The 19,614-nt window shown below is 47.4% G+C and carries 19 protein-coding genes and 2 other annotated features; of the genes, 3 read left to right on the forward strand and 16 right to left on the reverse strand.

The genetic code is table 11. The features are described 5' to 3' along the window. Window positions 1-171: 171 nt before the first annotated feature. From CYJ37_RS15125 to zapA, 6 genes are all read right to left on the reverse strand, one after another. Entirely contained in the window at window positions 172-1,875 is a 1,704-nt protein-coding gene (locus CYJ37_RS15125) for a long-chain-fatty-acid--CoA ligase (protein ID WP_101550486.1), read from the reverse strand. A gap of 299 nt (window positions 1,876-2,174) precedes the next feature. Next, window positions 2,175-2,579 carry a DUF350 domain-containing protein gene (locus CYJ37_RS15130; RefSeq protein WP_009796014.1) on the reverse strand — a complete coding sequence of 135 codons (405 nt, stop codon included), beginning with the start codon at window positions 2,577-2,579 and terminating at the stop codon, window positions 2,175-2,177. A gap of 14 nt (window positions 2,580-2,593) precedes the next feature. Continuing rightward, window positions 2,594-4,948: an endonuclease MutS2 gene (locus CYJ37_RS15135; RefSeq protein WP_009796013.1), complete on the reverse strand. Its 2,355-nt coding sequence runs from the start codon at window positions 4,946-4,948 to the stop codon at window positions 2,594-2,596. Window positions 4,949-5,036: 88 nt separating this feature from the next. Then, window positions 5,037-6,755 (reverse strand): DNA polymerase/3'-5' exonuclease PolX, encoded by a 1,719-nt coding sequence (gene polX / locus CYJ37_RS15140; protein WP_094766924.1) that lies wholly within the window; start codon window positions 6,753-6,755, stop codon window positions 5,037-5,039. 275 nt (window positions 6,756-7,030) lie between these two features. Beyond that, a complete protein-coding gene (locus tag CYJ37_RS15145) occupies window positions 7,031-7,573 on the reverse strand; it encodes a CvpA family protein (protein ID WP_009796010.1) in 543 nt (180 codons plus the stop codon). Window positions 7,574-7,581: 8 nt separating this feature from the next. Then, complete coding sequence (zapA, locus tag CYJ37_RS15150) at window positions 7,582-7,842, reverse strand: cell division protein ZapA (RefSeq protein WP_101550488.1); 261 nt, start codon at window positions 7,840-7,842, stop codon at window positions 7,582-7,584. Window positions 7,843-8,062: 220 nt separating this feature from the next. Here zapA and rnhC point away from each other — a divergent pair, with 220 nt between their 5' ends. Next, entirely contained in the window at window positions 8,063-8,989 is a 927-nt protein-coding gene (gene rnhC / locus CYJ37_RS15155) for a ribonuclease HIII (protein ID WP_022544259.1), read from the forward strand. A 728-nt stretch (window positions 8,990-9,717) separates the two neighbouring features. Here the strand turns inward: rnhC and pheT are convergent. From pheT to CYJ37_RS15175, 3 genes are all read right to left on the reverse strand, one after another. Then, a complete protein-coding gene (pheT, locus tag CYJ37_RS15165) occupies window positions 9,718-12,132 on the reverse strand; it encodes a phenylalanine--tRNA ligase subunit beta (RefSeq protein WP_101550490.1) in 2,415 nt (804 codons plus the stop codon). 12 nt (window positions 12,133-12,144) lie between these two features. After that, the gene (gene pheS / locus CYJ37_RS15170; protein WP_101550492.1) at window positions 12,145-13,182 is read right to left on the reverse strand and encodes a phenylalanine--tRNA ligase subunit alpha; all 1,038 of its coding nucleotides are present in this window, start codon (window positions 13,180-13,182) and stop codon (window positions 12,145-12,147) included. 61 nt (window positions 13,183-13,243) lie between these two features. Beyond that, window positions 13,244-13,491, reverse strand: a binding site (T-box leader). 79 nt (window positions 13,492-13,570) lie between these two features. Then, window positions 13,571-14,320: a TrmH family RNA methyltransferase gene (locus CYJ37_RS15175; protein WP_101550494.1), complete on the reverse strand. Its 750-nt coding sequence runs from the start codon at window positions 14,318-14,320 to the stop codon at window positions 13,571-13,573. 119 nt (window positions 14,321-14,439) lie between these two features. Between CYJ37_RS15175 and sspI the strand changes: the two genes are divergently transcribed. Then, window positions 14,440-14,646, forward strand: a complete 207-nt coding sequence (gene sspI, locus CYJ37_RS15180) for a small acid-soluble spore protein SspI (RefSeq protein ID WP_009796004.1) — start codon at window positions 14,440-14,442, stop codon at window positions 14,644-14,646. Window positions 14,647-14,760: 114 nt separating this feature from the next. Here the strand turns inward: sspI and CYJ37_RS15185 are convergent, their stop codons facing one another. Together CYJ37_RS15185 and CYJ37_RS15190 are read right to left on the reverse strand one after the other, a co-directional pair. Next, window positions 14,761-15,846 carry a M42 family metallopeptidase gene (locus tag CYJ37_RS15185; RefSeq protein WP_009796003.1) on the reverse strand — a complete coding sequence of 362 codons (1,086 nt, stop codon included), beginning with the start codon at window positions 15,844-15,846 and terminating at the stop codon, window positions 14,761-14,763. 114 nt (window positions 15,847-15,960) lie between these two features. Next, a complete protein-coding gene (locus tag CYJ37_RS15190; protein WP_022544260.1) occupies window positions 15,961-16,449 on the reverse strand; it encodes a dUTP diphosphatase in 489 nt (162 codons plus the stop codon). 171 nt (window positions 16,450-16,620) lie between these two features. On the opposite strand from CYJ37_RS15190, the gene CYJ37_RS15195 reads away from it, so the two are divergent. Then, window positions 16,621-17,016: a hypothetical protein gene (locus CYJ37_RS15195; RefSeq protein WP_009796133.1), complete on the forward strand. Its 396-nt coding sequence runs from the start codon at window positions 16,621-16,623 to the stop codon at window positions 17,014-17,016. A gap of 111 nt (window positions 17,017-17,127) precedes the next feature. Here CYJ37_RS15195 and CYJ37_RS15200 read toward each other — a convergent pair whose 3' ends face one another. From CYJ37_RS15200 to infC, 5 genes are all read right to left on the reverse strand, one after another. Beyond that, entirely contained in the window at window positions 17,128-17,700 is a 573-nt protein-coding gene (locus CYJ37_RS15200) for a TVP38/TMEM64 family protein (protein ID WP_101550496.1), read from the reverse strand. 63 nt (window positions 17,701-17,763) lie between these two features. Further along, a complete protein-coding gene (locus CYJ37_RS15205) occupies window positions 17,764-18,033 on the reverse strand; it encodes a DUF1294 domain-containing protein (RefSeq protein ID WP_009796131.1) in 270 nt (89 codons plus the stop codon). A gap of 86 nt (window positions 18,034-18,119) precedes the next feature. Beyond that, window positions 18,120-18,479 (reverse strand): 50S ribosomal protein L20, encoded by a 360-nt coding sequence (rplT, locus tag CYJ37_RS15210; RefSeq protein ID WP_009796130.1) that lies wholly within the window; start codon window positions 18,477-18,479, stop codon window positions 18,120-18,122. Window positions 18,480-18,504: 25 nt separating this feature from the next. After that, window positions 18,505-18,705 (reverse strand): 50S ribosomal protein L35, encoded by a 201-nt coding sequence (gene rpmI / locus CYJ37_RS15215; protein ID WP_009796129.1) that lies wholly within the window; start codon window positions 18,703-18,705, stop codon window positions 18,505-18,507. A 16-nt stretch (window positions 18,706-18,721) separates the two neighbouring features. Then, on the reverse strand, window positions 18,722-19,225 hold the full coding sequence (gene infC, locus CYJ37_RS15220) for a translation initiation factor IF-3 (protein WP_022544261.1): 504 nt from the start codon (window positions 19,223-19,225) through the stop codon (window positions 18,722-18,724). Between the two features lie 147 nt (window positions 19,226-19,372). Continuing rightward, window positions 19,373-19,499, reverse strand: a sequence feature (ribosomal protein L20 leader region). Window positions 19,500-19,614: the final 115 nt, after the last annotated feature.

A 19,614-nucleotide genomic window follows, 5' to 3' on the forward strand; every position in this document is an offset into this window, starting at 1 on the left:
TATTACAAGCAAAAGTTGTCAAGAATTTGTCATGATAAAATTTTCTTATCGGCGCTGAGGCGGACAAGCTCTATTTTTCAAAACAAAGAGTCCGAATGGAGATCCGGCCTCAGGAAGGATCTGAATCTGTTTGTTTATACTTTACTCTATTATCCCCTATTTTAAAAATGATCAGGCTTGCTTTTTCTGTTCTTCTTCCAATTTCTTTTTCTCTTCTTCTACAAGAGCCCGGCGCAGTATTTTTCCGACGGCTGTTTTCGGGAGCTCACTCCTGAATTCATAAATCCTTGGAACCTTGTAGGCAGCAAGATGTTTCCTCGCAAATTCATTCAATTCTTCTTCGGATGCCTCATGCCCTTCTTTCATGACTATATAGGCTTTGACCGTTTCCCCCCTGTATGGGTCAGGGATCCCTGCAGCCACAACTTCCTGTACGCCCGGATGTTCATAGATGACTTCTTCTATTTCACGCGGGTAAATATTGAAGCCGCCGGCAATGATCATATCTTTTTTGCGGTCCACAACATAGAAATAGCCTGATTCGTCCATATACCCAAGATCACCTGTGAGGAGCCAGCCATCCCTTAGAGTCTGGGCCGTATCCTCCGGACGGTTCCAGTAGCCTTTCATGACTTGAGGGCCCTTTACTGCTATTTCCCCGACTTCCCCGGGAGGCAGCTTTTCGCCATTTTCCATTGAGAACACCGCAGCATCTGTATCAGGCCATGGAACACCAATGCTTCCTTTAACCCGCGGACGGTCCCATAGATAGTTTGAATGGGTGACCGGCGAAGATTCTGTCAGCCCGTAGCCTTCAACGAGCTTTCCTCCCGTCACTTCCTCAAAACGCTGCTGTACTTCAACCGGCAGGGGAGCTGAGCCGCTGATGCAGGAATCGATCGATGACAGGTCATATTTCTGAAGATCCGGATGGTTGAGAAGCCCTATATAGATGGTTGGCGCTCCAGGAAACAGGGTTGGCCTTTGCTTTTGGATGGTTTTCAAAGTTGTCTCGGCATCAAATTTCGGCAGCAGGACCATCTTATATGCCTGCATAATGGAAAGGATCATCACGGTGGTCATGCCGTACACATGAAAAAACGGCAGCAGGCCAAGTACAATTTCTTCCCCGCGGCGGCATTTGTACAGCCATGCCTGGCACATGGAAGCATTGCTGACAAGATTCCTGTGGGTAAGCATGACCCCTTTGGGGAATCCTGTGGTCCCGCCTGTATATTGCAGAAGGGCGATATCTTCTTCATAGTCGAAGCTATGCTCCTTCAGGCTGCCGATGGGACGCTTCAATATTTCCTTCAGCAAGTGGTTATTTCCTTCATGCTTCACATTAACTACAATGCCATATTGCTTTTTCTGGATATACGGGTAGACAAGATTCTTCGGGAAAGGGAGAGCATCTTTGACAGCGGTTACAATAATATGCTTGATCTCTGTTTTTGGGACAGCCTTTGAAACACGCGGAAACAGAATATCAAGTGTAATGATGGCTTTTGCCCCGGAGTCTTTCATCTGGTACTCAATTTCTCTTTCCATATAGAGCGGATTGGTCTGGACTACCACCCCGCCCGCTATCAGGATGCCATAGTAGCTGATGACTGACTGCGGGGTATTGGGAAGCATGATGGCCACTCTGTCCCCTTTTTCGATGCCCAGCCCCTGAAGATAGGAGGCAAGCTTGAGCGCCTGCTCATACACCTCCTTAAATGTAAATTCCCTGCCCATAAAGTGAATGGCGCTTTTGGTTGGAAACTCCTCTGCTGCTCTTTTTAAATACTGCTGTACCGGTTCGTCTGTGTATGTCAAAGTCGGGGGGATATCTTCCGGATAGCTTTGAAGCCAAGGCCTTTCTTCTGTCATTTTTTTCCCTCCTTCAAAAATGATTTGTTAGAACATTCTAACTGTTCCCATTCATTATAGTATAAGGAAATAATCATGACAATCTGTATGAGCCAAAGGACCTGCTGTTTGGTTCCTGAAAAATAAAAAAACTGCAGGCATGCCCCGCATTAAGGGTTTGCCTGCAGTTTTTGCCGCCATATGCCGGCGGCTCTAACTTTATGCGATGAAAAATATATACACGGCTCCGATGACTATAAATAGCCCGCAAAGCACCAGAAGAATTTTCGCCAATTTTTCCACAGTTCTCCCGCTCCCTGTTAGATGCCTGCCCCGATGACATATGACAATCCGATTGAAATGACCATGGATATGAATCCGACCGCCTTGTTATTATTTTCGATTTCCTCATCGATCCTGAACTTCGGGGTCAGGAATTCATAAATGAAATAGCCTGCCAGCAAAAGGAAAAACCCGAAGACCCCCCAGCCGATCATGGTGAAAAGTGAATCATGCTGAGAAATGGAATGCCTGAAGATGTTGGCGATCCCGAATATCTTCCCCCCTGTTGCCATGGCTACAGCAATATTGCCTTTTTTGATTTCTTCCCAGTTTTTATATTTAGTGACAAGTTCAAAAATGGCCAAAAACACAATCATGCACAAAATGACGACGCTGTAATATGCCGCTGTCTGGATATACTCATTTTCCCAAAAACCGTTCATTCAGACTCTCCCCATCATTTGAACTCCACCACGGTTACGCCTGATCCGCCTTCACCCGCTTCCCCGAAACGGATCCGCTTTACAGACCGGTGGTTCTTCAAGTATTCCTGCACTCCCTGGCGCAGAGCCCCTGTCCCTTTTCCATGAATGATCGAGACCCGGGGATAATTGGACAATAGCGCATCATCAATATATTTCTCGACTCTGATCAGCGCATCCTCATACCGCTCACCGCGCAGGTCCAGTTCAAGGCCTACATGGGAGTCCCTGCCTTTTACGATGGCCATCGCCTTTGTTTCCTTCGGCTTTGGACTTTTAATAAACTCCAGGTCCCGTTCTTTTACCTTCATTTTCAGGATGCCGATCTGAACCTGCCACTCGTCTTCTGAAGCTCTTTCCAGAAGATGCCCTTTTTGGCCAAAGGTCAGTACCTTTACTTCATCCCCGGCTGCAAAATCATGCTTGTCAGACTTTCTTGCCTCTTTTTTGCTTTTGCTGACTTTCGGTGCAGCATCCTCCAGCTTCTTCCGGGCGTCGATCAGCTCATGCTCCTTCACTTCAGCATGCTTTTCGATGCGCATCTTTCTGAGATCACGGATGATCTCTTCTGCTTCCGCCTTCGCCTTCTCGACAATGTCAGCGGCTTTGGCGGCAGCCTTTTCCTGCATCTCGTCCTTTTGCTCATAATACTCCATCATCTGCTTCTGCATATCCTTATGGAGCATATCAGCGCCCCGCAGCAGCTCGTGAGCCTCTTCCAGCTCTTTTTCCGCCTGGCGCCTGCTGTCTTCAAGAGACGCGATCATGTTCTCGATCTGGCTGCTGTCCTCGCTCACATGGGAGCGTGCAGATTCGATTACAGAATTATCGAGGCCAAGGCGCCTGGAGATTTCAAAGGCATTGCTCCGGCCCGGTACCCCGATCAGGAGTTTATAAGTGGGGCTGAGCGTCTCAATATCGAATTCGACACTGGCATTGATAACTCCTTCCCTGTTATACCCGTAAGCCTTCAGTTCAGGATAATGGGTCGTCGCAATAACGCGGCTGCCCCTTTTGTATACCTCATCAAGGATGGAAATAGCAAGGGCTGCCCCTTCCTGCGGATCTGTCCCGGCTCCAAGCTCATCGAAAAGGACAAGGCTTTCAAAATCAGCCTTGGCTAAAATATCAACAATATTGACCATATGTGAAGAAAATGTACTCAAGCTTTGTTCAATAGACTGCTCATCCCCGATATCCGCATAGACAGCCCCAAATACAGACACCTCTGATCCATCCAGAGCAGGAATCTGCAGGCCTGCCTGGGCCATCAGCGTACACAACCCCACAGTCTTAAGCGTTACAGTCTTTCCTCCGGTATTCGGTCCCGTAATCACAATGGTTGTGTAGTCCCTGCCTAAGGAAATATCGTTAGCCACCGCTTCATCTATCTGCAACAGCGGATGCCTTGCCTTGAATAGATTGATCCTTCGCTCATTATTCACTTCCGGCTTGGATGCTTTAAGCCTCCTGCTGTACCTTCCCTTTGCAAACATAAAGTCAACCTCGGCCAGGACCTCGACGATCATATCGAGCTCAGGCTGATAGGCCGCCGCCCGTCCGGAAAGTTCAACTAGTATGCGCTCAATTTCCTGCTGTTCCTTCACCCTGATGCTCTGCAGCTCGTTGTTCAGCTGCACGATTGCCTGCGGTTCAATGAACAGCGTCTGCCCTGATGAACTTTGATCATGGATGATTCCCCCGTAATGGCCGCGGTATTCCTGTTTGACCGGGATGACAAAACGGTCATTCCGGATGGTGATAATGGCATCTGACAGCATTTTCGCCGCATTGGAAGAACGGATCATGCTCTCCAGCCGCTCACGCACACGTGACTCCCTTGTGCGAAGCTGTGTTCTGATGGACCGGAGGGCATCGCTCGCACTATCCAGCATTTCGCCGTTTTCATCGATTGCCATGCGGATGGCCTCTTCAAGCTCAGCCAGCACGATTACCCTATCCATATACTCAGTCAGTATCGGCAGTTCTGATTCTTCGTTTGAAAAATCATCAACAAAGCGCTTCAGCTGTCTGCTTGCATGGACTGTGCTTGCAATCTGCACCAGTTCCTGGGGGCTCAGCATGCCTCCAATCACTGATCTTTTTACATGGGGACGGATATCAAAAATGCCCCCAAGCGGAATATTGCCTTTTATCCGCAGCACTTTAACCGCTTCATCTGTTTCCTCCTGCAGCCGCACCACTTCTTCGTAATCGGCAGAAGGAAGGAGCACTTCTGCTTTGCTGCGTCCAAGCGAAGATGACACATGCTCAAGCAGCTGCTCCCTGACTTTATTAAATTCAAGCACCTTAAGCACCCGTGAATCCATGGAGTAATTCCTCCCTTTTTCTTTCTAGTCCTTCTCTATATAAGCCCTCAAGTCCGGCTGTAATTCTCCGCCTTTGACAAAGGGATCATCAATCATTCCGTTTAAGGAAGGAAAGAAGTTCTTCCATGCTGTAAGCATTTATCACATTTTCCTTCCTCAGCCATGCCTTTCTCCCTGCTGCAGCACCGATTTCCATATGGATGAGGGTGTCAAGCTTATGCGCATCTGTATTGATGACAAGCTTCACTCCCGCCTCCTGTGCCTTCCTTAAATGTTCTGCTGCCAAATCAAGCCGGTTCGGGTTGGCATTCAGCTCCAGGGCAGTATTTGTCTCCCTGGCAAGCTCGATCAGCATCTCCATATCCACCTGATAGCCTTCCCTCCGGCCGATCAGCCTGCCGGTCGGGTGGGCGATGATATCCACATGGCCGTTCATCAGGGCCGTCTTCAGACGTTCCATTATTTTATCCTTTGGCTGGCTGAAGGAGGAATGGATCGAGGCGATGACCACATCAACTTCTGCCAGCAAGTCATCTTCAAAATCGAGCGTCCCATCCGGAAGGATATCCATCTCGATCCCTGTCAGGATTTTGATGTCGTCATATTTTTCATTCAAGCTCCTGATCTCTTCCATTTGCTTTCTCAGTCTTTCCGGCGTCAGTCCATTTGCTACCTTCAGGTACTGGGAATGATCAGTGATGGCCAAATATTGATAGCCTCTTTTGCGGCATGCCTCTGCCATTTCTTCAATAGTGTGGGCACCGTCGCTCCAGGTGGAGTGCATATGAAGATCTCCCTTTATATCTTCCAGGGAAATGAGCTCCATGCCTGCCTTAAAATCTTCTACCTCACGGCCGTCCTCGCGGATTTCCGGAGGGATGAAAGGGAGGCCGAAATGCGCATAAAAGGCTTCTTCATCCTTGAAAGTAAGGACTTCGCCCGTTTCAGCATTCTCAACACCATACTCACTTATTTTTTCCCCGCGTTCCTTTGCCAGCTGGCGCATCCGCACATTATGGTCCTTAGAGCCGGTAAAATGATGAAGCGCTGTCGCAAATTCATCCTGTGATACGATCCGGAAATCAGCAGACACATCATACTGATGATCAAATGTCAGCGAGACCTTTGTGTCGCCTGCAGCAATGACATCCTTAATGCCCGGAAGGCTGAGCAGGGCTTCTTTCACTGATGAAGGATCATCCGAAGCAATGATAAAATCCAGGTCCTTGACTGTTTCCCGCATCCTGCGCAGGCTGCCTGCCCTGGAGAACCTGATGATCGAATCCACCCCTGCAAGCCTTGCTTCAATATCCTCTGCAATCGGAAGCATAAAGGCAGCCGGGAGACGGTCCGGCCTTTTACCTGCATTGGCAAGCGCTTCAAGGATCTTTTCCTCTGTTTTCTTTCCGAAGCCTGCAAGCGCCTGAACCCTGCCGTCCCTGCATGCCTGCTCAAGGTCTTCAGCGTCCTCGACCCCAAGCTCCTTATAGAGCTTCGCTATCTTCTTGCCGCCAAGTCCCGGCAGCTGTAGCAGCGGGATAAGGCCTGCAGGCACTTCTTCCTGCAGCTCCTTCAGCACGGTTGATGTTCCTTCTTCGATATATTCCTCGATGACCGCAGCCGTCCCTTTACCGATACCGGAAAGCTTCGTGAAATCCTTTATTTCTGAAAACTTGTCATCATTTGCTTCCAGGGCTCCTGCAGCCTTCCGGAAGGCCGCGACCTTGAACGGATTTTCACCTTTCAATTCCATATATACTGCTATTGTCTCCAATAGTCTTACCACATCTTTTTTATTTGGGTTCATTTTCTGCACCTGCCTTTAGAACATTCTCTCTCCTTATCCTTACCCTGAAACAGCGATTATTCTCCCATTCCATCCAGGAGAGCATATAAGTATAATAGCAAACATAGCCTACTATCACGATTTTTTAAATAAACTGTGCTAAACACGCTGTTGATTTTGGGGAATCAGCACAGCTGAGTGGCGAGTGAAACAGAGTTTGACACGAATGAGCCCCAAAACAGCATCTACCACTAACAAAGCATTATAAAAAGAAAACTTCTCTGCTCAAAGAGAAGTTATGCAGCCTTATATTCAATCCACATTTCCTTTAGCTGCTGCGAAAGTGCAGGTGTATGGTTTATGATGAACTTTGCTGTGCCTGAATCATCGATCGGCTGCTGGACTGCTTCCACAGGGAGCAGTGCTCCTATGTATAACAGGATAAAAATGATAAGATAGACTTCAGCAAAACCGAGCAGTCCGCCTGCCCAAACATTGAGCTGCTTCAGCACAGGCAGTGAAGATACAAAATCCAGCATGCTGCCGATGATCTGCAGAATGATCCTTACAGCAAAAAAAATCACGACAAAAGCAATGGCGCGATAATAGGCATCCTCCATATTGGCATTGTCGAAAAACAGCTGAAGGGAAGAATCGCTTCCAAAATTCGGATAGGGCACCCAGAGGTTCAGCTTGGGAGCGAGGTCATCATAGTACATATTTGCTGCAATAAAAGCAACGATGAAGCCTGCTAAATGGATGAGCTGAAGGATAAACCCCCTTTTTAATCCCATAAAAAATCCAAAAACCAGTAATATTAAAATGGCGAGATCCAACATGACCCTGTTCAGTCCTTTACTCTTTTTAATTCATCTTCAAGCCGTTCAAGGCGGTCTAATATCTTAATATAATCATTAACGGCATTGACTGCCGTCAGGACGGCAAGCTTGCTGCTGTCAAGTGAAGGATTCAAGGAGCTTATTTCGCGCATCTTTTCATCAACCATAGAAGCGACAAGCCGGATATGGCCTGAGCTTTCCTGGCCGACGATGACATACTGCTGTCCATAAATATCAACACTTGTGCGGTTTTTCTGCGTATCTGACAACGCTAATGCCCCCATTCCTTCCAAATCCTAATCTATATGATAACATGAACGTAAAAGAGTGGGAAGTCAAAGCCTGTCAAATTAAGCCGTATCAAGGGGAATGCTGCTGTTTTTATGGATCGTTTACATGAAGACTGATGCTGGAGTTGATCGGCGGATTCAATTTTGGCCTGTAAAGTTTTGTTTATACATATATATTTCTTTTCTAGGAGTGGTAGATATGAGCCATGTTGTACTTCAGAAACATCCCTCGGAAATCGAGGAAATGAAAGCTTACTATAAGCCGAACCTGTCCGGAAAAACACCACAGGGAGGCATTTTTGCCGCCAAAACGGCAAATTGCAGCATAACTGCATATAAATCCGGGAAGGTGCTTTTCCAAGGGGCCGGCTCTGCATCAGAAGCGGCAAAATGGGGAAGCCCTGCCGAAAAAAAGGCGGCATCACCCAAAAGCCCCCAAGGCTCACACCTTCCGCCTTCTTTTGAAAGCCTTTCTGTCATCGGATCAGATGAGGTCGGGACAGGCGATTATTTCGGTCCAATCACTGTTGTTGCGGCATATGCAAAAAAAGAAAGCCTCCCGCTGCTGAAGGAACTTGGCGTAAAAGATTCAAAACATCTGAAGGATGACCAGATTATCAGGATTGCCAAGGAAATAAAAGAGGTTGTTCCGTACAGCCTGCTGACGCTTAAAAACAGCAAATATAACCAGCTTCAGCAGTCAGGCATGTCCCAGGGGAAGATCAAAGCGCTGCTTCACAACCAGGCAATCGGCAATGTGCTGAAAAAGATGGCACCAGAAAAGCCTGAAGCCATCCTGATTGACCAGTTTGCAAAAGAAGATGTCTATTATAGACATCTTCAAGGACAGTCAGTGATCCAAAGGGAAAATGTCTTTTTCAGCACAAAGGCTGAAGGCATCCACCTCTCGGTCGCCGCCGCCTCCATTCTGGCCCGCTACGCCTTCCTGCGGTATTTCGACAAGCTCAGTGAAGAAGCCGGATTTACCCTGCCAAAAGGTGCCGGGGCTCAGGTGGATAAAGCTGCGGCACGGCTGATCAAGGCTAAAGGAAGGCAGGTTCTGCCTGATTTTGTGAAATTGCATTTCGCTAATACAGAGAAAGCTTCGCGGATTGCAGGCATTTAGCCTGAGACTTAAAAAGGAAGCCTGCAGCTAATTGATTCTGCAGAAAAAAGGGGTACGGAATCTTCCGTACCCCTTTTTACGCTTATGCGACCTTTATTTAACAACGTGTCTCCTGTATTAATCCGGGGGGCAGAGCTGAAATCATAACTTTCGTAACCCTGTTAATCGGATTGGAAGGCACGTAGGCTCCGGCGGGACTGCACGGGCAATTTTCACACAATCCGGGCGCAGCGGGAGAAGGCCCAACTTATCCTAAGGAGCGACGGACTTTAATCAGACATCTGCAGCCTCTTTAATTGGCCCTGCAAACTTACCCAACTAATTTTTAAGAACCCTGTTGATTGGAGTGCAAGGCACGCAGACTCCTGCGGGTTTGCAGCGGCAATGCTGAGACCCCGCAGCGCGCAGAGGGAGGAGGCTCAGCGTCGCCCCGCGGAAAGCGAAGTGTCTGGAACGGAAATCAACAGCCCCATTAGCTGAGCCTGCAAACTTGCCCAACTAATTTTAAGAACCCTGTTGATTGGAGTGCAAGGCACGCAGACTCCTGCGGGATTGCAGCGGCAATGCTGAGACCCCGCAGCGCGCAGCGTGAGGAGGCTCAGCGTCGCCCCGCGGAAAGCGAAGTGCCTGGAACGGAAATCAACAGCCCCATTTACAATAGCAACTTCCTTCAAACTCAATTTTTTTATTTACAAAAGGCAGCCTGTCGGCTGCCTTTTATATTAATATTAACCTCGCAATACTGCTCCGGCTTTTTCTTTTACTGCTTCAAGCACTTTATCATGAGCTTTGGCGATATCTTCATCTGTCAGTGTTTTCTCCGGATCAAAATATTTCAGGGAGAATGCAAGCGATTTTTTGCCAGCCTCCATCCTGTCTCCTTCATATAGATCGAACACTGCGACTTCCTTCAGAAGGCTTCCGCCAGCTTCCTTGATGATGCGCTCCAGCTCTCCTGCTTCTTTTCCAGAATCAATCACAAGGGCGATATCCCTTGTGATTGACGGATAGCGCGGAATGGCTTGATATTGAAGCGGAGCGGTTTCCTCTTCAAGCACATCCTTGAGGGAAAGCTCAAATACATAGGTTTCCTTCAGGTCAAGATCCTTCTCGACTGTTGGATGGACTCCCCCGATAAAACCGATTTTTTTGCCGGAAAGAATAATTTCAGCTGTTCTTCCCGGGTGCATGCCGTCAACTGAGGCACGCTGGTATTCAACTTTTCCTTCAAGGCCAAGGCGGGCAAATAAGCCTTCCACGATTCCTTTTAACACAAAGAAATCGACCGGCTTTTTCTCTCCCTGCCATGGGTGGGAGTGCCAAAGGCCTGTGACTGCCGCTGCAAGATGCTCGCGCTCCTCCGGGAGGCTCTCGCTGCCATTGGACAGGAATACGGAACCTGTCTCATATACGGCAAGGCTGTCATTCTGGCGGGCTGTGTTGTATTTCAATACCTCGAGCAGCTGCGGAACAATGCTTTGGCGAAGGATGCTGCGGTCTTCGCTCATGGGCATCGCCAGCTTGATCGGTTCGCGGCTTTCAAGGGCATATTGACCTGCTTTCTTTTCGCTGGTCAAAGCATAGGTCACTGCCTGGTATAACCCGGCACCTTCAAGATAGCGGCGGACGATGCGGCGTTTCTTTTGATACTCCGTCAGGCTTCCTGGAGTCGATTCCCCGGAAGGCAATGTAACAGGAAGGTTATCATACCCATACAATCTTGCCACTTCTTCAATCAGGTCTTCCTCGATCGTGATATCACCGCGGCGGCTTGGGACTGTTACGGTAATGGAACCATTGTCTGCAGATGCCTCAAACTGAAGGCGGGCGAAGATATCTTCTACCTCTGCCATCGCCAGTTCAGTTCCGAGGACCCTGTTGATCTTTTCCAGGGAAATGGAGATGACTGCAGGCTCGATTGTGAGCGAATCAGCTTCAACTGATCCTTCAAGAACTTCACCTGAAGCATACTTCTCCATCAGTTCAGCTGCTCTTGCTGCAGCAGCACGGACACGGTTAGGGTCTACACCCTTCTCGTAGCGGGTGCTGGCTTCGCTTCTCAGGCCGTGGTCTTTAGACGCTTTGCGGATCGTTCCCGCTGTGAAATACGCAGATTCAAGAAGGACTGTCGTTGTATCTGACTGCACTTCAGAGTTTGCGCCGCCCATTACACCTGCAAGCGCTACAGGCTCACTTCCATTCGTAATGACAAGATGCTCTGCTGAAAGCTTCCTTTCTGCATCATCCAGCGTGACAATGGTTTCACCTTCATTCGCACGGCGTACAAGGATTTCTTTGGAGCCAAGGCGCCCATAGTCAAAAGCATGGAGCGGCTGACCGTATTCAAGCAGGACATAGTTCGTGATATCAACCACATTATTATGCGGCCTTATGCCCTCAGCCATCAGCCTCGTCTGCATCCATAGAGGCGAAGGGCCGACTTTCACGTTTTTGATTACCTTTGCCACATAAAGCGGGTTGTCTTCCTTGGCTTCTACATTCACAGTGATATAGTCAGAAGCTTTTTCAGCTGATTCGGCTGCCTGCGGGGATGGAAGCTTCACTTCTCTTCCCAGAATGGCTGCAACCTCATAAGCTACACCGAGCATGCTCAGGCAATCTGCACGGTTAGGAGTAAGGCCGAGTTCCAGGATATGATCATCCCTGTTGAGCATTTCAAGCGCATCCTCGCCCACTTCCACGTCATTCGGGAAAACAAAGATGCCTTCAGAGAATTCCTTGGCCACAAGCTTGCTCTCGATTCCAAGCTCCTGAAGAGAGCAGATCATGCCGTTGGATTCTTCGCCGCGCAGCTTTGCACGTTTGATCTTGAAGTTGCCCGGCAGGACAGCGCCGACTGTTGCAACGGCAACCTTCTGCCCTTTATCCACATTAGGCGCGCCGCAGATAATCTGCACCGGCGCTTCTCCTCCTGTATCAACTAGGCATTTATTCAGCTTGTCGGCATTCGGGTGCTGCTCGCGTTCCAGCACGTGGCCGACAACTACACCTTTGATGCCTTCGTTCAATGTTTCGATTCCTTCTACTTCTATTCCGCTCTTAGTAATCTTTTCTGCCAATTGTGCTGCGGAGATGCCGGATAAATCTACATACTCCTGCAGCCATTTATATGAAACCAACATAAAGCAGTCCTCCTATTCCTGTACTGAAAATTGTTTCAAGAAACGAATGTCGTTTGTATAAAAATGGCGGATATCATCTATGCCATATTTCAGCATCGCAATCCGCTCTACGCCCATGCCGAATGCAAAGCCGGTATATTTCTTCGGATCATAGCCTGCCATCTCAAGCACATGCGGGTGGACCATGCCTGCACCAAGCACTTCGATCCAGCCGGTGCCTTTGCAGACACTGCAGCCTTTCCCGCCGCAGATCTTGCAGGAAATATCCACTTCAACAGAAGGTTCTGTGAACGGGAAGAAGCTCGGGCGGAGGCGGATTTCCCGTTCCTCGCCAAACATCTTTTTAGCAAAGACCTCAAGTGTGCCTTTTAGATCTGCCATGCTGATCCCTTCGGCCACAACCAATCCTTCTATCTGCATGAACTGATGGGAGTGAGTCGCATCATCGTTATCGCGGCGGTATACCTTGCCTGGACAGATGATTTTGACAGGTCCTTTCCCTTCATTTGCCTCCATTGTGCGCGCCTGGACAGGAGAGGTATGGGTGCGGAGAAGCGTTTCTTCCGTAATATAGAATGAATCCTGCATATCCCTGGCAGGATGGCCTTTCGGCAGGTTCAGCGCTTCAAAGTTATAATAGTCGCTTTCGACTTCATAGCCTTCCGCTACTGAATAGCCCATCCCAATGAACAGGTCTTCAATCTCTTCCACGATTTTCGTCAGCGCGTGATGAGTCCCGGTTCTGACTGGGCTTCCCGGAAGGGTCACATCGATGGTCTCTTCGGCCAGCTTTTGTTCAACTGCTGCCCTCTCAAGCTTTTTCTGCATTTCTTCGATGGCTGAAGAAATGCTGTCGCGCACTTCATTTGCCAGCGCCCCCATTTTCGGACGCTCTTCCGCCGATAATTTGCCCATCCCTTTCAGGACTTCAGTAATCGGGCCTTTTTTGCCAAGATAAGATACACGGATATCATTGAGCTCTTTCAGGTTCTCAGCTTTTTCAACTGAAGTTAAAGCTTCCTGCTGCAATTCTTTTAAACGATCTTGCATCTTTTTTCCTCCTTTTTACGTAACAGCGATATTTTTAGGCAAAATAAAAAACCCCTCCCTGTTAAGGGACGAGGTTTTGGATTCGCGGTACCACCCTTATTAACAGCCGCCTTTCAAAGAAGGTGCTGTTCGCTTCATTCAGATAACGGCTGTGCCGGGGGCATCTTTCGATTTGCAGTGTCTGCAAATGTTCCCGATGCCAGCTCAGGAGGTGAACTTCACTTAAAAAATACTCTAAAATGCTTCCAGTCACGGCATTTTATCCCTGGTGAGCTTTTATAAGCTACTTTTCTCCATCATCGCTTTTTTATGTAATGCAGTTTTGCTGTTTATTATAGTATATTCTTCCCTTTGTTTCAAACTCTTTTCAAGTTTTTGCTGGCCCAATTCAATTCTTCAGATAATACAGAAGGATGCCTGCTGCGACCGCAACATTGAGCGACTCGCTTTTTCCGTATATCGGGATATAAAGATTCTTATCTGTCCGCGCAAGCAGCTCAGGGCTGACACCGCTGCCTTCATTTCCGACCAGAAGCGCAAAACGGCCGGCCGGATGGGTTTCCTTGTATGGTGATCCATTTTCAAGCGCAGTCCCGTAGACCGGTATTTCCTCTTCCTCAAGCCTGTCCATCCACTCATTGAGACTGCCTCTTATAATCGGAAGATGGAAGTGGCTGCCCTGGGCGGACCGGAGAACCTTAGGATTATAAATATCTGCACTGCCTTTCCCGACTATCACTGCATCAATTCCAGCAGCATCAGCTGTCCTGATCATGGTTCCCAGATTGCCGGGATCCTGGACAGCATCAATCAGCAGGAAGGTGCTTCCCATTACAGAAGCCGGCGTTTTTTCTTCTTTGCATACCGCGATGACCCCCTGGGGAGTTTCGGTGTCTGAGAGTGATTTGATGATTTCATCGGTTACCATTGTTACCTGCAGTTCGCCGTAATCCCAGCGGACAGGCAGCTCTGCATTTTCACTGATGATCAGCTCGATGGCTTTTTCTCCCTTTAGGGCTTCTTCCGCCAGGTGATATCCTTCAGCAAGAAACATCCCCGTTTTATCGCGCTCTTTCTTGGCCAGCAGCTTCCTCCATTGTTTGATCTGCGGATTATTGGCAGATTGAATATGCTTCAACACGGTCTCTCCTTTATCTTTCAGCTTTCAATTTTCTTATTATAGCTTACCCTCTGTACATAATAAATCCAAAAATAGAAAACATATTAAAGAATTGAATATGAAAGGGGTGCGTGCAGATGAATCTGAACTTGCGCAATGCCATTATCCACAATGTTTCCGGCAACTCTCAGGACGAGCTGAAGGAGACCATAGTCGACGCAATCCAGAACGGCGAAGAAAAAATGCTGCCTGGCCTTGGCGTCCTCTTCGAAGTCATCTGGCAGAACTCATCAGAAGAAGACAAAAAAGAAATGCTCCAGACCTTGGAGAGCAGTTTGAAATAGGAGCTGCAGGGATGGTGACAGGCACCTATACCAATTCCGAAAGTGGTATAGGTGCCTGTCACCCGCTGAAAACCAAAAAACGAACAGCCCCGCAAAGAGGGGCTGTTCGTTTTTTCAATCGAAAGTAATCCTGTCAACAGTTTCCTTATCCAAACGTTTAATCACTTCAACGATGAGCTTAACTGCATTTTCATAGTCGTCGCGATGAAGCATGGCTGCGTGTGAATGGATATACCGTGTGGCAATCGTAATGGCCAGGGACGGCACCCCATTATGTGACAGATGGATGGCGCCTGAGTCTGCACCTCCGCCGGCAATGCTGTCGAACTGATATGGAATATTCATTTCGTCCGCTGTATCTGTGACAAGGTCGCGCAAGCCTTTGTGGGAAACAAGGGATGCATCATAAAGGATGATCTGCGGTCCTTTGCCCATCTTGCTCAATGCTTCCTTCTCAGAAATCCCCGGTGTATCCCCTGCGATTCCTACATCCACGCCAAAGCCGATATCCGGTTCAATGAGGTTGGCAGCTGTCTTTGCTCCTCTCAGCCCGACTTCTTCCTGCACAGTACCGACACCGTATACCACGTTTGGATGCTCGGCATCTTTAAGCTGCTTCAGCACATCGATGGCGATGGCGCAGCCAATGCGGTTGTCCCATGCTTTGGCAAGCAGCATTTTTTCGTTATTCATCACAGTAAATTCAAAATAAGGGACTGCCATATCACCTGGCTTGACTCCCCATTCCATCGCTTCTTCGCGGCTGGAAGCACCGATATCAATGAACATATCCTTGATGTCGACCGGCTTTTTGCGGGCTTCAGGAGGAAGGATATGCGGCGGCTTGGATCCGATGATGCCTGTAACGTCCCCTTTGCTAGTTACAATGGTGACACGCTGGGCAAGCATAACCTGTGACCACCAGCCACCGACCGTCTGGAAGCGGAGGAAACCTTTGTCATCAATGCTTGTGATCATGAATCCTACTTCGTCCAGATGTCCGGCAACCATGATTTTCGGTCCGCCCTCTTTTCCTGTTTTCTTGGCCACAAGGCTGCCAAGGCCATCAGTTGTCACTTCGTCTGCAAATTCTGTTATGTATTTCTTCATGACTTCGCGAACTTCGCGCTCATTGCCCGGAATGCCTTTTGCATCAGTCAATTCTTTCAGCATCGTCAGCGTTTCATCTAATTTTGCCATATGTTTCGACTCCCTTAATATTTATTTTCTTCTCCATTATACCTTACTGTCCCATGGTGTAAAAAGAAAAATCCGAATCTTGCGGATTCCTCCCGATCGGACAAAATTAATCTGTTAGTATCCTTGCCGCTGCCTTTCATAATTCACTTCATTTTTCTCCACATAAGCCCTTTCAATTTGTTCTTCAGAAAAGCCAAGCATTTCTGCCAGACTTATATAAGCGCCCAAAAGCACATTAAAATCCTCAAGGGTCCTGGAAGCTTTGAATGTATCTATTAAATGATAGAGATTCAGAAACTGATGGGACAATGATTCGCCTTTTTCCTGCGGCTCAATGGCGGCACTTTCCCCAAATCCGCATTCAATTCCGAGTGACAGGATGAAATGGACGCCGTCGACGAATTCCTCAAGAATGACTGCAGGCTCAGAAGCCGGCTTCTGGCTCCAGAATTTAAAGCACCTCGTTTCATTGGCCAGCTCACCCAGTTCTACCAAAAGGGCAAGGATTTTTCTGTCAAAAAGATTTTCTTCTGTTAATTGGTGCTCTGTCTCAATATGAAGGTCAAGCGCTCTCTGCATATCAAAAAGCCTGTTAATATTCATAGCAATCAAACTTCTCCTTTCAAACCGGCCCCCTGGATTGGCAGCTGACGGTGATGGGCCATGGCAAAAAAATCATCCGTCAAAAAAATTATAACAAATTAAAAAAAGAACGAAACTTTTTTGAGATATATCCGTAAGTAAAGATAAAACTGTGACCAGTGGAGGTATTTTATGATGTGGGCGATACGCTTGCTTTTGTTTGCACTCATTTTATTTCTCATCTACACATGCGTGAAATATATAATCAATCCTAAGCGGAAGCTCGAGCTTGCCCATGAACAAAAGCGCTATTATTTCCTGGATGACCAGAATAATGTCCGCAAAAATTTCCTGATTACGTACAAGGGCGTCCTGCTTGAGGGGGAGAAATATTTAGGGACCACTGACAATGCTTTTGAGGTTGTTTCCATTTTTATTTGGCCTCATAATCCGTCCTCTCTCAAAGGGATGGTAAGGGAAGACTTTCAATTCATTGAAAGAAAAATTTCGGAGCAATATCCCAATGCAAAGCTTGACTGGAAGAGCCCCATCAAGGAATTCATGAGCAAAGGCACAGACTCTATTTAAGGGAGTTTGAAGCTGAACTTTAGAAAAAGGAAAAGGCGCCAATCATCCGGCTGGCGCCTTTTTATCATGCAGAAAATCGACTTATACCCAGCGGCCGGAGCGATGTTCTTCTTATGCTGTTTCCTTGAAAAAATCCCGCCATTGAATAACGCTTATCTTCTCTCTTAGTATATACACTAAAACTCCAAGTACCAGCAGAATTGCCAATGCGGCCGGAAGCGAAAACCGGCTGATGAACCCGCCAAACATGGTATAGCATACCGCCATAGGCAGATTGGTCAGCCAGCTTCCCTTCACAAACTCCCCAAACCGTTTATACCGCTCAAGCAGACAAAAGGTGAGCAGATGATAATGAACGAAAGGGATCAGCCGGAGAACAGCCACCTGGCCTGCAGTAAGATTCCTGTATTCGCCGAACCAGCGTTTCTTCAAAGAAGTCAGCTTACTGCGGGCAGCGGGCATTTTTTCCAGCAGCCAATAAAAGAGCATATTCCCAAGGAGAAGCCCTGCAGCAGAATAGGCGGTGCCCGGAACCATTCCGAATGCCGCCCCTCCCGCTATACAAACAGCAGCCGCAGGCACGAAAAGAAACTGCCTTATTGTATGAAGCAGAATGAATAAGACCGGAGACAGCCAGCCGCCCGTATGGACGGCGGCCAATACAAGAGACAGCATTTCATTCATGGTTGCCACCTTCTTTGCTGTTAAATCTTGATGTTACTTTAACATATAGCAAATGAAGGCAGCTTATGACCAAACGGCAAGCAAATATATACAGACTGCCGCTTCAATTATGCTCAGCGCCGGCAGCCCGTATTTAAAAGCATCATGCTTTGTTTTATGCCTGAATTTATTCATGCCGGCGTACATTCCCGGAGCCCCGAAAACAAAAGCTATGGTCCAAAGTGTTCTTTCGCTTATCCGATATTGATTTTTCTGTGCTTTTTGTTTATCTGCCCTCATAATAAAATAGCCTGCTGCATTGATCAGCAGCAAATACAAAGCAGCCCATTGCATTATCAGCCAGCCCCTTTATGTATAGTCATATTATTGAAAAAAGCCATCCTCTTAGCGAGAATGGCTTTCTAAAGGCCTCAGCCTTATTACTTGCTCAGGTTCTGCTTTGCAACAGAAGCTAATTCTGCAAATGCTTTTTCGTCAGCAACTGCAAGTTCAGCAAGCATTTTGCGGTTCACTTCGATGCCTGCAACCTTAAGGCCATGCATCAAACGGCTGTAAGAAAGACCGTTCATGCGGGCAGCCGCATTGATACGAGTGATCCATAGTTTACGGAAGTCGCGCTTTTTCTGGCGACGGTCACGGTATGCATACATTAATGATTTCATAACCTGCTGGTTAGCAACTTTATATAATGTATGTTTTGAACCGAAATAACCTTTGGCTAATTTAAGAACTTTTTTACGACGTTTGCGAGTAACTGTACCGCCTTTTACACGTGGCATATCTTTTCCCTCCTATATTCGGAAATTACTTAATGTTGTCTAGCATATGGCGAATGCGTCTGAAATCGCCTTTGGAAACAATCGCAGCTTTACGAAGCTTACGCTTTTGTTTAGTTGATTTGTTAGCAAATAAGTGGCTAGTGTAAGCGTGAGAACGTTTCAGTTTGCCTGAACCAGTCTTCTTGAAGCGCTTAGCTGTACCGCGGTGAGTTTTCATTTTTGGCATGTGGAATTCCCCCTCTTTACTTGTCGATTTTAGGTGCTAAGACCATGAACATGCTGCGTCCGTCCATTTTCGGATGTGATTCCACAGCTGCAACTTCCTTGCAGGCTTCCGCAAAACGGACTAAAACACGCTGACCAATTTCCTTATGTGTAATCGCACGACCTTTGAATCGGATCGAAGCTTTTACTTTATCGCCCTTTTCCAGGAACTTAATTGCATTTCGCAGCTTTGTATTAAAGTCATGCTCATCAATAGTCGGACTTAAGCGAACTTCTTTGATATTGATAATCTTTTGGTTTTTGCGAGCTTCTTTTTCCTTCTTCTGCTGCTCAAACTTAAACTTTCCATAGTCCATGATACGGGCTACAGGAGGTTTAGCATTTGGCGCAACAAGAACAACGTCAAGATTTACGCGTGTAGCAATTTCCAGCGCTTCATTCTTGGACTTGATTCCCAATTGCTCGCCATTTTGGTCAATTAGACGAACTTCACGGGCGCGGATGCCCTCGTTTAACAACATATCTTGTTTGCTAATAGTTAGCCACCTCCAAGGTTTTGTGCGAATACAACGTCTGAGTCAAGAGCAGCCGCAAGCTGCAGAACCTGCACCGAATCCCACGCTGCATCCAGCATGACACTGACAATATTACATCATAAAGCTTTATAGACATATAAAAAAGTGCGGATGAAATCACCCACACTTACGAAACGACAAGTTAAAAGCTGTTTCAGTAAAACCTGCCAACTGCTCTTTGCGTCAGCCAGGTGAGAAGCGGGTGCTTCTTCTTTTCCTCAAAGCCGTATTCAATTTACCTAAGTAACTATATCACAAATGATAATTTCGTGTCAAACGAATAGATGTTTTTATCACAACGATTTGAATTCTATCAAAGAAATTGATTTCTTGCA

Source organism: Bacillus sp. UMB0728, assembly GCF_002858875.1.
Lineage (GTDB): Bacteria > Bacillota > Bacilli > Bacillales > Cytobacillaceae > Bacillus_AB > Bacillus_AB infantis.

Coding starts and splice junctions, on each gene's coding strand:
- rplT (WP_009796130.1), bottom strand. CDS start 18,479: ATGCCACGTGTAAAAGGCGGTACAGTTACTCGCAAACGTCGTAAAAAA.
- sspI (WP_009796004.1), top strand. CDS start 14,440: ATGAATCTGAACTTGCGCAATGCCATTATCCACAATGTTTCCGGCAAC.
- rnhC (WP_022544259.1), top strand. CDS start 8,063: ATGAGCCATGTTGTACTTCAGAAACATCCCTCGGAAATCGAGGAAATG.
- pheT (WP_101550490.1), bottom strand. CDS start 12,132: ATGTTGGTTTCATATAAATGGCTGCAGGAGTATGTAGATTTATCCGGC.
- rpmI (WP_009796129.1), bottom strand. CDS start 18,705: ATGCCAAAAATGAAAACTCACCGCGGTACAGCTAAGCGCTTCAAGAAG.
- polX (WP_094766924.1), bottom strand. CDS start 6,755: ATGAACCCAAATAAAAAAGATGTGGTAAGACTATTGGAGACAATAGCA.
- infC (WP_022544261.1), bottom strand. CDS start 19,225: ATGTTGTTAAACGAGGGCATCCGCGCCCGTGAAGTTCGTCTAATTGAC.
- CYJ37_RS15205 (WP_009796131.1), bottom strand. CDS start 18,033: ATGCAATGGGCTGCTTTGTATTTGCTGCTGATCAATGCAGCAGGCTAT.
- CYJ37_RS15200 (WP_101550496.1), bottom strand. CDS start 17,700: ATGAATGAAATGCTGTCTCTTGTATTGGCCGCCGTCCATACGGGCGGC.
- CYJ37_RS15185 (WP_009796003.1), bottom strand. CDS start 15,846: ATGGCAAAATTAGATGAAACGCTGACGATGCTGAAAGAATTGACTGAT.
- pheS (WP_101550492.1), bottom strand. CDS start 13,182: ATGCAAGATCGTTTAAAAGAATTGCAGCAGGAAGCTTTAACTTCAGTT.
- CYJ37_RS15145 (WP_009796010.1), bottom strand. CDS start 7,573: ATGTTGGATCTCGCCATTTTAATATTACTGGTTTTTGGATTTTTTATG.
- CYJ37_RS15190 (WP_022544260.1), bottom strand. CDS start 16,449: ATGAATATTAACAGGCTTTTTGATATGCAGAGAGCGCTTGACCTTCAT.
- CYJ37_RS15130 (WP_009796014.1), bottom strand. CDS start 2,579: ATGAACGGTTTTTGGGAAAATGAGTATATCCAGACAGCGGCATATTAC.
- CYJ37_RS15125 (WP_101550486.1), bottom strand. CDS start 1,875: ATGACAGAAGAAAGGCCTTGGCTTCAAAGCTATCCGGAAGATATCCCC.
- CYJ37_RS15195 (WP_009796133.1), top strand. CDS start 16,621: ATGATGTGGGCGATACGCTTGCTTTTGTTTGCACTCATTTTATTTCTC.
- CYJ37_RS15135 (WP_009796013.1), bottom strand. CDS start 4,948: ATGGATTCACGGGTGCTTAAGGTGCTTGAATTTAATAAAGTCAGGGAG.